Below are 13,724 nucleotides of genomic sequence, written 5' to 3'. Positions count from 1 at the left end.
GCTCAGAGGCTGTCGATGAAATCGAAAAGCTCGTCGTCGTCGGCGGATTCGAGATCGCCGGCGCTGTCGCCGCGATCGGTTCGGACGGCCGCCGCGTCCTCGAGCTTGCGTAATAGCGCGGACAATTTCCCGGCCAGGTCGGAACGTTCCGACGTGGTCAGTTCCGCCGCGGCGAAACTCCTGGTGAGCGCGTCGACTTCGGCGGCGAGCGCGCGTGCGGCGGCGTCGGCGGGCACCAGCTCCCGGCGGAGGAAATCGGCCAGGGCCGCCGGGGTGGGGTGGTCGAACATCGCGGTGGCCGGCAATTGCACGCCCGCCGCCGATTTCAACCGGTTGCGGAATTCCATCACCCCGAGCGAGTCGAACCCGATCGCGCTGAACGGTTTATCCGGTTCCAGCGCGTCGGAGCCGGTGTGCCCGAGCACGGCCGCCGCGTGCACGCCGATCACACCGAGCAGCACCCGCTGCTGTTCCTCGGCCGAACGCCCGAGCAGGCGGGCGACCAGCTGTCCCGAATCAGCCACCGTCGCCGCCGGTTCGGTGGCCGCGCCACGGCGCGGCGCGGGCCGTGCTAGTCCCCGCATGATCGGTCGCACACTCCCCGGATCGCCCGCGCCGAGCGCGTCGCGGTCGATGCGGACCGCCACGGCGACCGGACGACCGGCGGCGGTCGCCGCGTCGAAGAGTTCCATGCCCGCGCGGGAATCCAGCGGCAGCAAGCCTTCTCGTCGCAGCCGCGCCAGATCGGCTTCGGTCAGCTCGCCGGTCATCCCGCTGCTCTGCTGCCACGGCCCCCACGCGATGGCGGTAGCGGGCAGCCCCGCCGCGCGCCGCTGGTGCGCCAGCGCGTCGAGGAAGACATTGGCCGCGGCGTAATTGGCCTGGCCCGCGGTGCCGAGCACACCCGCGATCGAGGAGTAGAGCACGAACGCCGACAGGTCCAGGCCCGCCGTGGCCTCGTGCAGATTCCAGGCCGCGTCGACCTTGGGCCGCAGCACCCGGGTGATCTGCTCGTCGGTCATGGTGGCGAGCAGTCCGTCGGCCAGCACGCCCGCTGCGTGCACGACCATCGTCAGCGGGTGCTCGGCGGGGATGCCGGCCAGCAGCCGATCGAGTGCCGCCCGATCCGCCGCGTCACACGCCACGACTTCCACGTGCGCGCCGAGCGCGGTGAGTTCGGCGACCGCCTCCGCCGCGCCGGGCGAGTCCGCGCCGCGCCGGCTGGCGAGCACGAGCCGGCGAGCGCCGTGCGCGGTGACCAGGTGGCGTGCGGCGATCACGCCCAAACCGCCGGTGCCGCCGGTGATCAGCACGGTGCCGTCGGGGCGCGGCGGCGCCGGGACGGTCAGCACGTTCTTGCCGACGCCCCGGGCCTGGCTGAGGTAACGGAAGGCCTCGGGGGCGCGCCGCAGATCCCACGCGGTGATCGGATACGGCCGCAGCTCGCCGCGGTCGAACAGTTCCACCAGGGCCGCCAGGATCTCCCGGAGCCGCTCGGGCCCGGCTTCCATCAGCATGAAGCTGGCGTAGCGCACGCCGGGATGGGTCGCGCCGACCTCGGCCGGGTCGCGCCGGTCGATCATGCCCATTTCGACGAATCGGCCGCCGCGGGGGAGCAGGCGCAGCGAGGCGTCCACGAATTCGCCCGCCAGCGAATCGAGCACGATGTCCACGCCCGCGCCGCCGGTGCGCGCCAGGAACTCCCGCTCGAAGTCCAGGGTCCGGGAATCGGCGATATCCGCATCGTCGAAACCCATGTCGCGCAGGACGTTCCACTTCGGTTTGCTCGCCGTGGCCAGGACGCGCAGCCCCAGGTGCCGGGCGAGTTGCACCGCCGCCATGCCGACGCCGCCGGTCGCGGCGTGCAGCAGCAGCGTCTCACCGGAGCGGGCCTCGGCGAGGTCGACCAGACCGTAGTAGGCGGTCGCGTACACGATCGGAACCGCGGCGGCCTGCGCGAACGACCAGCCTCGTGGCATCGGGGCGAGCAGTCGCCGGTCCACCACGACCACCGAGCCCATACCGGGGGTGAAGCCGAAAACGCGGTCCCCGACGGCGAATTCGGTGACATCGGCCGCGACCTCGAGCACGATGCCCGCGCCCTCGCCGCCGATGCGGCCGAGCGGATCCGGATAGGTGCCCAATGCCATGAGCACGTCGCGGAAGTTCAGGCCCACCGCTCGCATGCTCACCCGGACCTGCCCCGGCTCCAGAGCGACTGTCGCACCGGAGGTTTCGTCCAGGCCGAAGTTCTCCGCGGCCAGGGTGCCCTTGTCGCGGAGGGTCAGCGCCCAGGCCGCGCCGCCGGGGGCGGTCAGGGCGCCGGAGTCGCGGGCGACCCGCGGGGCGTACACCGCCGAATCCCGCACGGCCAGCTGGGATTCGCCGGTTATCGCCGCCGCCGATTCCACACCCGCTCGATAGTCATCGCCCCGGACGTCCACGAGGTCGATCCGGTCCGGATTCTCGGCTTGCGCGGTACGCAGCAGGCCCCACACCGAGGCGCTCGCCGGATCGATGTGCTCGCCGGGCTCGGCCGCGACCGCCCGGCTGGTGACGATCACGACGGGATCGTCGCCGTCGAGCAGATGCCGTACCCGCGCGGCGACGCCGATGACCTTCTCGCGCACGGTATCCGGCACGGATCCGTTCGTGGCCGCCGGTTCGATGCGGGCGACCCGGTATCGGCGCCCGTCGATCGTGGCGGTCTCGTAGTCCCCGGCGGTATCGGAGGTGTTGTCGTCCCAGACGACCCGCACGGTACCGTCCGATGGCGGCTGGGCCACCCAATCTACCTGGTAGCCAAGAGGTTCGGTGACGCCGACCGCGCCCGCCGCGATGGTGCGCAGGGTCAATGCCCCGACCTCGCCGACGGGCGTGCCGGCCTGATCGGTGAAGGACAGGGCGATGCGCTCGGTCCCCTGACCGGCGCCGGAAACCCTGGCGTGCACCCGGAGCGCGTTCGCTCCGATGCCATGCAGGTCGACCAGTTCCCAGGAGAACGGCACGGCCACCGAACCACTCGGCGGTACGGAGATCAATCCGCCGAGCAGGATCGTGTGCAGTGCGGCATCCAGGGCCGCGGGGTGCAGCGTGAACTCCCCGGCCTGATCGCGGATCGAATCCGGTAGCGCGATATCGGCGAACGCCTCGCCGGGCCGCGCCCACAATGCCCGCACGCCCCGGAAGGCTGGCCCGTATCCGTAGCCGCGTTCCTTCAGTGCCGCGTAACCGTCCTCGACGGCGACCGCGGCGGTGTCCACTGGCGGCCACTCGGGCGAGCCTTCCGGATCCGAGGTGGCGAACGCGTCGCCGGTGAGGGTCGCGACGGCATGGCGCACCCACCGCGGCTCGTCGTCGCCGGGGGATCCGGCGGGCTCGGTCCGCGAATAGAACTGTGCCGTAACACTGTTCGAGTCGCCGGAAGCGGCTGTCACCAGGCGGAGTTCGACCTCCGCGCCCGCCGGTATCGGCAGCGGCGCCTCGATCACCAGTTCGGCCAATCGCGGCCGCTCGGTCACCGCTCCGATATGGAGCGCGAGCTCGACCCAGGCCGCCCCGGGCAACAGCACCGTGCCCGCGACCGCATGGTCTTCGAGCCACGGATGCGTGCCGAGCGACAGCCGGCCGGTGAACACCACCTGTTCGGAATCGGGCAGCCGGACGATCGCGCCGAGCAGCGGATGCCCGGCGTCCTCGAGTCCCGAACGCCGGACATCGTTCACCCGCACCGGCCGGGCCCAATAGCGCTGCCGCTGGAATGCGTAGGTGGGCAATTCGATCCGGGCCGACGGCCGGGCGTACACCCGCGACCAGTCGACGGCGATCCCGGCGGCATCCACCCGCGCCAATGCGGTCACGAACGCGGCGGCCTCGTCCATCGATCGCCGCGCGGTCGCCACCGCAAGGGATTTCGGCTCCACCTCCGGGTGCTGCGCCACACAGGCCGATGTCATGGCGGTGAGCACCGCGTCCGGACCGACCTCCACGAACTTGCGCACCCCGCGCTCGATCAGCGTGTCCACGCCCGGCGCGAACCGCACGCAGCCCCGCACCTGCGCCACCCAGTACTCCGGGTCCAGGACGGCGTCGCCCGCCTCGGCGCCGGTGACGTTCGAAACGATCGGCAGCAGCGGCTGCCGATAGCTCAAACCCGCGGCCACAGCACGGAATTCGGCCAGCATGGGGTCCATCCGCGCGGAATGGAACGCATGGCTGACCCGGAGCCGGCTGGTGCGGGCACCGCGCTGCTCGAACAGCCGCTCGACCTCGTCGACGGCGTCCTCGTCGCCGGAAAGCACCACGGCGGCGGGACCGTTGACGGCGGCCACCGCGAGCCGATCGGCGTAGCCGGCCACCACGGCTTCCGCGTCCGCCGCGGCGACGGCCACCGCGAGCATGGCACCGCCTTCGGGCAGGGCGCCCATCAAGCGTCCGCGGGCCGCCACCAGGGCGCAGGCGTCCGGCAGCGACCACACGCCCGCCACATAGGCCGCGGCGAGCTCACCGATGGAATGCCCGGCGACCACGTCCGGTATCACGCCGAAGGACTCCAGCAGCCGGAACAGCGCGACTTCGAAAGCGAACAGCGCGGGCTGGGTGAATTCCGTCCGGTTCAGGCCGCCTTCGGGCGCGTCGAACATGACCGCGCGCAGCGATCCGCCGAGGATGGCGTCGAATTCGGCGCACACTTCGTCGAGGGCGCTCGCGAAGACCGGGTAGTCGCGGTAGAGCCCGGCGCCCATGCCGCGGCGCTGCGCACCCTGCCCGGTGAACAGGAACGCCAGGCGACCCGGCGTCGCCGTACCCGCGACCGTCGTGGCGGTGGCCCGGCCGTCCGCGAGGGCCGCCAGCCCGGCGAGCAGTTCGTCACGATCGTGACCGATGACCCCGCCGCGCCAGTCCATCCGCGCCCGGGCGCCGGTCAGGGCCGCCGCGATGTCGGGTGCCGCCAGGGCCGGACGTTCGATCATCCACTGCCGCAGGCGATCCGCCTGTGCCCGCAGCGCCGCCTCGGACCGCCCCGAGAGCATCAGGGCGGTGACGTTCGGATTCGCCGGGGCGGCAACGGGTTCGGCCGCGACGGGCGGCTCCTCGAGGATGACGTGCGCATTGGTTCCGCTGATGCCGAAGGACGAGACACCGGCACGGCGCGGCCGCGCACCACGGGGCCACGGCTCGGCGCCGGTGAGCACCCGCACCGCTCCCGCGGACCAATCGACGTGCGGTGACAGCTCTTCCGCGTGCAGGGTCCGCGGCAGTACGCCGTGGCGCATGGCCTGCACCATCTTGATGATGCCGCCGACGCCCGCCGCCGCCTGCGCATGCCCGATATTGGATTTGAGCGAGCCGATCCGCAGCGGTTCGCGGTCGCCGCGCGCCTGCCCGTAGGCCGCGATCAGCGCCTGCGCCTCGATCGGATCGCCCAGGGTGGTGCCGGTGCCGTGCGCCTCGACGGCGTCCACGTCGGCGGGCGTCACCCCGGCGTCGGCCAGCGCGTCGGCGATCACCCGCTCCTGGGCCGGTCCGTTGGGCGCGGTCAGGCCATTGCTGGCGCCGTCCTGATTGACCGCGCTGCCGCGCACCACCGCCAGCACGCGGTGGCCGAGTCGCTGTGCGTCCGACAGCCTTTCGACGACCAGCACGGCCGCGCCCTCCGACCACGCCACGCCGTCGGCGGCCGCGGAGAACGATTTGCAGCGTCCGTCCGAGGCGAGACCGCGCTGCCGGGAGAAGTCGAGGAAGACCGCCGGCGTGGCCATCACCGTGGCTCCGCCGACCAGGGCCAGGGAGCTTTCGCCCTGCCGCAGCGCCCGGCAGGCCAGATGCAGCGCCACCAGCGAGGACGAACACGCGGTGTCCACCGTGAGTGCGGGACCCGCCAATCCCAGGGCATAGCCGATCCGTCCGGAGACCACGCTGCCCAGCGAGCCGGTGAGCGCGAAGCCCTCGACCTCCGGACCGGCATTGCGGGTCAGCGCCTCGTAATCCTGATACATCACGCCCGCGTAGACGCCGGTATCGCTGCCGCGCAACGAGTTCGGGTCGATGCCCGCGTGTTCGAGCGCCTCCCAGCTCACTTCGAGCAGCAGGCGCTGCTGCGGATCCATCGCGACGGCCTCACGCGGGCCGATGCCGAAGAAGTTCGCGTCGAAATCGGCTGCGCCGGTGATGAACCCGCCGCGACCGGAATAGGTGGTGCCGGGATGGTCGGGGTCCGGATCGATGAGCCGGTCCAGTTCCCAGCCGCGGTCGTCGGGGAAGTCGCTGGTGGCGTCCGATCCCGTGAACACCAGATCCCAGAGTGCGTCCGGGGATTCGACACCGCCCGGGTAGCGGCAGGCCATGCCGACGATCGCGATGGGCTCGTCGGTGCTGCCGGTTCGCGTCGCCGTCGGCTGCGCGATCGATGGCGCCGCCGGCGCGATTCTGGACTGGACCAGCTTCGCCACCGCCGCGGGCGTCGGATAGTCGAAGACCAGGGTCGAGGGCAGCGTCAGGCCGGTGGCCTTGCCGAGCCGATTGCGCAGCTCCACACCGCCCAGGGAATCCAGGCCCAGTTCCCGGAACGGCGTCTCGGCGTCGATCGAATCGCCGGAATCATGTCCGAGGACGGTAGCGACCTGGGCGCGCACCGTTTCCAAGGTCAGGTCGGCGCCGCGGTCCGACGCCGCCTCGGCCAGCCGCGCGGCCAAGGTGGGAACCGCACCGGCGGACGGCACGACCTCGGTGCGCGGGCGTCCGTATCCGCGCAGGACCGCCGGCAGTGCGCGGCCGTCGGATCCGCGCCGCAGGGCGGCGGCGTCGAAACGCAGCGGAACCAGGCGCGCCGCCCGATTCGCGAGTGCGGCATCGAACAGTCGCAGTCCCTCCGCGCGCTCGATCTGACCGAGCCCGAGGCGATCCCAGCGCGCGACGGCGACGCGGTCCAGCTCGCCTGTCATACCGCCCGCTTCGCCCCACGGTCCCCAGGCCAGGGAGGTCGCGGCCAGTCCGGCGGTGCGCCGCTGCTCGGCGAGGGCGTCCAGGAAGTTGTTCGCGGCGGCGTAGTTGCCCTGCCCGGCCGAACCGATCACACCCGCGACCGAGGAGAACAGCACGAAGGCGGCGAGGTCGAGGTCCGCGGTCGCTTCGTGCAGATGCCAGGCGCCCGCGACCTTCGGCGCGAGTACCCGGTCGACCTGCTCGGCCGTCAAGGAGCCGATGGTGCCGTCGTCCAGGACACCCGCGGCGTGTATCACCGCGCTCGGTGCCAGACCGCTCACGAGCTGTCGTACCGATTCGCGATCGGCCATGTCGCAGGCGATGATCCGGGCCTGCGCGCCCAGGGCCGCCAATTCCTCGACCAGGGCCGCCGTGCCGGGAGCATCGGGGCCGCGGCGGGAGGTCAACGCCAGATCGCGGACACCGTATTCGGTCACCAGATACCGGGCGAACAGTGCGCCCAATCCGCCGGTGCCACCGGTGATCAGCACCGTTCCGGCGCCGAACGGGGTGGACTCGACGTCGGCGCCGGACGTCTCGGCGCGAACCAATCGCGGTACCAGCAGTTCGGATCCGCGGACCGCGACTTGCGGTTCCTCTGTGCGCAATACGGCGGCGAGGGCGTCAGCGTCCAGGGGTGCCGCCGGGTCCTCGTCGACCAGCACGAAGCGATCCGGATGCTCCGACTGCGCGCTGCGCACCACACCCCACACCGCCGAGGCGACGAGATCGGGGGTTTCGTCGGCGACGCCCACGCCGCCGGTGGTGACGACGACCAGCCGAGCCGTTGATCGCTCGTCGCGCAGCCACGAATTCAGTTGGGCGAGAGTCTCATTCACCGCCTGCCGGGTTGCGGAATGGATATCGGCCGGTGCGTCGCCAGGAACCTCGGGCCGGTAGGTGACCGCGGCCGGAATGCGCTCCGGGTCGCCGCCGACTGCGCCGCCTGCGCGCTCCCAGCGCACCCGATACAGATCTGCCGTGCCCCGGGACTGCCCTTCGAAGAATCGGCGCACGTCGTACGGGCGCATGACGACGGCATCCACCGAGAGGACCGGCCGGCCGGCGGTGTCGACGGCGGCCACGGAAATGGTCTCCGGCCCCGTCGCGACGGCGGCGACGCGCAGCGACGCCGGTCGCGCCGCACCGTCGGCGGACGATCGATGCAATCGTGCACCGCCCCAACGGAACAGCAGTTTCCCGGCGTTCGGATCGTGGTCGAGCCCGCGCCAGAGCAGTTCGGCGAGCCCGGCGTGCACCGTCATATCCACCAGCGTCGGGTGCAGGCCGAAAGTGCCTGCGGTGCTGTCCGATTCGGTGCGCAAGGCGATCTCGGAGAAGACCGCGTCCGCTTGCCGCCACACGCCCTGGACGCCACGGAACGCCGGGCCGTATTCGAGTCCCGAGCCCGCTGTCATCAGGCTCGGAATGCTCGCCGCGTCGAGCGTCTCCGCGGCGGGCGGCCAAGCCTGGCCGAGCAATCGCAAAGCCCCGGAATCGCCCGAATGCTCCTGCGCGAGTGCGCCGGTCGCATTGAGCACCCACGGATCAGCCGTGGACTTGCGGAAATAGCAGTCGAAATGCCGGCGGCCCGACTCGAGCGCCCGGACGGCGACCTGGAGTTCGATCTCGTCGTCCGCGGCCGGGACGATCGGCGCCTGCAGCGTCAGTTCCTCGAGCACCCCGCAGTCGATCCGCGTGCCCGCGACGAGCAGGAATTCCACCAGGACCGCACTCGGGACGACCACGACGCCGTGCGCCGCATGGTCGTTGATCCACGCGTGTTCGCGCATGGACAGCCGGCCGGTGAACAGCCACTCGTCGGTGCCCGCGACACCGACGACGCCGCTCAGAATCGGGTGACCGCCGGACGTGCTCGCGACGGGAACCGGGCGCAGCCAGAACCGCTGATGCTGGAACGCGTAGGCCGGCAACGGGATTCGGCGCTCGGCGGCGCGCAGCAGCGGCCGCCAGTCGACCGGGCCACCGGTGACGTGGAGCTGTGCCAGCGCGGAGAGCAGCTGCGGCACTTGATCATTCGACCGTCGCGAGGTGGCCACCACGGCGGCCGGTGACTCGCCGGCGGGATCGGCCGCCAGCACCCGGTTGGTCGCCGCGCTGAGAATGGCATCCGGTCCCACCTCGACGAAGCGCCGCACGCCGCTCGCGAGCAGGGTGGTGATCGCGGGTGCGAAGCGGACCGCGTCCCGCACCTGCCGCACCCAGTAGTCCGGGGTGGCGATGGTCTCGTCCGCGAGGTCGCCGGTGACGGTGGAAACGATGGGCACCCGGGGCGGGTGGTAGGCGAGACGCTCGGCGACGGTGCGGAATTCCGCCAGCATCGGATCCATTCGCGCCGAATGGAAGGCGTGGCTGACCCGCAGCCGGGTGGTCTGAATTCCCGTGGCTGCCAGCGCTTTCTCGACGGCGTCGATCGCGTCGGCCGCACCGGAGAGCACGGTCGCGGCGGGCGCGTTGATCGCGGCCAGCGACAGGCGGCCGCCGTGTCCGGCGATGATCTCGTGCGCTCGCTCCTCGTCGACGGCGACGGCCAGCATCGCCCCGCCCTCGGGCAGCTCGCCCATCAACCGGCCCCGGGCCGCCACCAGCACACAGGCGTCGGGCAGCGACAGCACCCCGGCCACATGCGCGGCCGCCAGTTCGCCGATGGAGTGCCCCGCGAGCACGTCCGGCGTCGTTCCGAACGTTTCCAGCAGCCGGTACAGCGCGACTTCGAAGGCGAAGAGCGCGGGCTGCGTCCATTCGGTGCGATCGAGCACGCCGGCGGCATCGGTGAACATCACCGTGCGCAGTGACTGTCCGAGCAGCGGATCGAGGTGTGCGCACACCTCGTCCAGCGCGGTCGCGAAGGCGGGGAAGGCGTCGTAGAGGCCGGCGCCCATACCGGCGCGCTGGGCGCCCTGTCCGGTGAACAGGAACGCGGTCCGGCCCGCGACGGGGGCGCCGGTGACGATATCGGGGCCGCCCGCATCGGCCGCGTCGTCCGCCTCGGCGAGCGCGCGCAGCCGTTCGAGCAGCTCGTCCCGGTCGCGGCCGAACACCACCGCACGCGAATCGAGCTGTGCCCGAGTCGAAGTCAGCGCACTCGCCACCGCGGCGACATCCAGCTGCGGACGTTGCGACAACCACGTGTGCAACCGGGCGGCTTGGGCGCGCAGCGCCGCCTCGCCCTTACCCGAGACGACCAGCGGCACCGGATTGCCCGGCGAGCCGGAATCAGTCTGCGGCGCAGCCGATACCGTGGCATCGGCGGGCGCTTCCTCGAGAATCACGTGGGCGTTCGTGCCGCTGATCCCGAACGAGGACACCCCCGCCCGGCGCGGCCGATCCTCGCGCTCCCACGGTTCGGCCACGGTCAGCAGCCGTACCGAACCGGCGGTCCAATCCACGTGCGGGGAAGGCGTTTCCGCATGCAGCGTGCGCGGCAACTGCCGGTGCCGCATGGCCTGCACGGTCTTGATCACACCGGCGACACCGGCGGCGGCGACCGTGTGACCGATATTCGATTTGAGCGAACCGATCCGCAGCGGTTCCCGGTCGCCGCGATCCTGTCCGTAGACCGCGATCAGCGCCTGCGCCTCGATCGGATCGCCCAGCCGCGTACCGGTGCCGTGCGCCTCGACGGCATCCACCTCGGCGGCGGTGATGCCGGCGTCGGCGAGGGCCTGTTCGATCACGCGCTGCTGCGACGGCCCATTCGGCGCGGTGAGCCCATTGCTCGCGCCGTCCTGGTTGACCGCGCTGCCGCGCACCACCGCCAAGACCTGGTGCCCGAGCCGGCGCGCATCGGACAGGCGCTCCAGCACGAGCACCCCCGACCCCTCGGACCAGCCGACACCGTCCGCGGCGGCGGAGAAGGCCTTGCAGCGGCCGTCGCGCGAAAGGCCACGCTGCCGGGCGAAATCGACGTACAGGTCCGGAGTCGCGGCGATGGTCACGCCGCCTGCGATCGCCAGGGAACTCTCGCCCCGGCGCAGCGCCTGAACCGCCGAATGCAGCGCCACCAGCGAGGAGGAGCACGCGGTGTCCACCGTCACCGCCGGGCCCTCCAGGCCCAGGACGTAGGCGAGCCGCCCCGAGATGACGCTGTGCGAGGTGCCGGTCAGCCGGAAGCCCTCCAGCTCACCGGTGACGAGTCCGGAATAGCCCGAGGCGCAGGCGCCGACGAATACACCGGTATCGCTGCCGCGCAGGGTGGTCGGGTCGATTCCGGCGTCTTCCAGTGCTTCCCAAGCGGTTTCGAGGAATACCCGCTGCTGCGGGTCCATCGCCAGCGCCTCGCGCGGGCTGATGCCGAAGAAGGCCGGGTCGAAATCGCCTGCGCCGTCCAGGAATCCACCCCGGCGCGTGTAGACGGTGCCCGCCTTGTCGGCGTCGGGATCGTAGAGACGATCCAGATCCCAGCCGCGATCGGCGGGGAAATCGCCGATGGCGTCGCGGCCCGCCGCGACCAGCTCCCACAGCTCCGCGGGGGAGGAGATGCCGCCCGGGAACCGCGCACCCATACCGACGATCGCGATCGGTTCCTCCGACGAGGTGCGCCGCGTGACCCGGCCGCGCCGGGTACCGGCCGCGGTGGCGCGCGAACTCAGTAGATCGGCCACCGCGGTGGCGGTCGGGTGATCGAAGATCAGCGAGGGCGGCAGTTCCACGCCCGTGGCCCGGGACAGCCGTTTCTGGAGTTCCACGCCACTGAGCGAGTCGAACCCCAGGTCGGTGAACGGCAGGTCGTCACGAATCGAGCTGGCCGATTCGTACCCCAGGACCGCGGCGGCCTGCTCGCGGACGATTGCGAGAACCGTTGTGCGGTGCCGGAATTCGGGCAGCGTTGCCAGGTGCTGGGCCAGGATGCTGTCCGATGGGGCGCGATGCTCGATGTCGGCATCGGTATCGGGAGTCCGCTCCGAAGGGGTGGCCGCTACCGGCGGCGTCTCGAGGAACGCACGATCCGCGGCGGTCTCCCTCCGGCGAAACGCGTACGGCGGCAAGTCTACCCGGATGCCGGTTGTCGCCCAGTCGCTCGAATCCGGTAGCGGTGCAGTCGATTCCGAACCGCCGCCGTTTTCGGCGAGTGCCTCCAGCCCAGCCAGCAGCTGCTCCCGATCGGACGCGAGAAAGCTTGCCTGCCAAGCCATCCGGGCGCGGGTGGTCAGCAGCGAATGCGCCACATCGACCGGGGCGAGTTCCGGGTGACGCACCAGCCAGTCCCGGAGCCGGTCCGCCTGTGCGCGCAAGCCGTCCTCATCGCGCGCCGAGAGCACGATCGGCACCTCGCGCACGTCCCCGGGCTCGCGAATGGCCGCGATCGCCGGGAGCGGCGCCTCGTCCAGGATCAGGTGCACATTCGAACCGCCCATGCCGAACGCGGAAACGCCCGCCCGCCGGACGGTGGTCGCGGACCACCGCTCCGATGCGCCGACCACCCGCAATCGCAGCTCGTCCAGGGGAATCGCCGGATTGGGCCGTTCGAAGTTGAGGCTGGCCACCAGTTCGCGATGCCGCAGGCACAGCGCGGTCTTGATCAGGCCGATGATGCCGGCCGCGCCCTCCAGATGGCCGACATTCGTCTTGACCGATCCCACCGCCAGCGGCGCGTCCGGATCGCGCTCGGCGCCGTAGGTCGCGCCGAGGGCGGCGGCCTCGACCGGATCGCCCGCCGGCGTTCCGGTGCCGTGCAATTCCACGTACTGCACGGAATCGGCTGGTACGGCGGCCGCTTCGAGCGCGCCGCGAATCGCGGCGATCTGCGCGTCGCGGCTCGGCGCGCTCAGCACCCGCCGCTCGTTCCCGGTATTGACCGCGCTGCCGCGGATCACGGCGTGGATCCGGTCCCCGTCCTCGATGGCCCGGGCCAGCGGCTTCAGCACGACCACGCCGCCGCCTTCGCCGCGCACGAACCCGTCCGCGCGTGAGTCGAAGGTGTAGCACCGGCCGCGCGCGGACTGGGCGCCGAAGTGCTCGATCCGCTCACCGCTGGTCGGCGACAGGATCAGATTGACGCCACCGGCCAGCGCGATATCGGTCTCGCCCGCCCGCAGGCTCTCGCACGCCAGGTGCACCGCGACCAGCGAGGAAGCCTGGGCGCTGTCGACCAGGAGGCTGGGGCCGGTGAGCCCGAAATAGTTGGAAACCCGGTTGGCGATGATGCCGCGCGTCGCGCCCCACAGCGAGTGGCGCGTGATGCCGGGCCCCTCGGCGGCCGTGACCAGCTCCGCGAAATCACCGCCGGTACAGCCGAGAAACACGCCCCCGCGCCGTGATTCGCGGGCGGCGCCGGCCAGTCCCGCATCCTCGAGGGCCTCCCAGCTCAGCTCCAAGGCCAGCAATTGCTGGGGATCGATCGAGCGGGCCTCGTTGGGGGCGATGCCGAAGAACTCCGCGTCGAAATCGCTCACCGAATCGAGGAAGCTCGCGTGTTCGCTGAGGTTCGCGCGGGCGGCCGGGGCGGCGCCGACGGTGGCGCGGCCCGCGCCGAGCAGCCGCCAGAATTCGTCGAGATCAGCAACCCCCGGCAGCCGGCACGCCATGCCAACGACAGCTACGGGGAAATCCGATCGGGTCACCACTCGAGAACCTTCCTCACGACGAGCACGCACCTGCGCGCCTCAGCGTCGCGCAGGTGTGAAATGTCTACTACACCAATGGATTTGGGAATCTAGCGAGGGGGCCTGGCCGGTGGCCGGCGCAGCGGCCGGGATCGGCGGCGCCGGCGCTCACGG

General features: G+C 71.6%; 1 protein-coding gene. It reads right to left on the bottom strand.

Going from position 1 to position 13,724, the window contains the following annotated elements:
* Nucleotides 1–2 precede the first annotated feature (2 nt).
* On the bottom strand, nt 3–13,571 hold the full coding sequence (locus NY1_RS20350) for a type I polyketide synthase (RefSeq protein WP_233434405.1): 13,569 nt from the start codon (nt 13,569–13,571) through the stop codon (nt 3–5).
* Nucleotides 13,572–13,724 lie beyond the last annotated feature (153 nt).

Source organism: Nocardia yamanashiensis NBRC 100130 (genome assembly GCF_001613325.1).
In the GTDB taxonomy this organism is placed as follows: domain Bacteria; phylum Actinomycetota; class Actinomycetes; order Mycobacteriales; family Mycobacteriaceae; genus Nocardia; species Nocardia yamanashiensis.
This window is presented reverse-complemented; position numbering and strand designations above follow the sequence as displayed.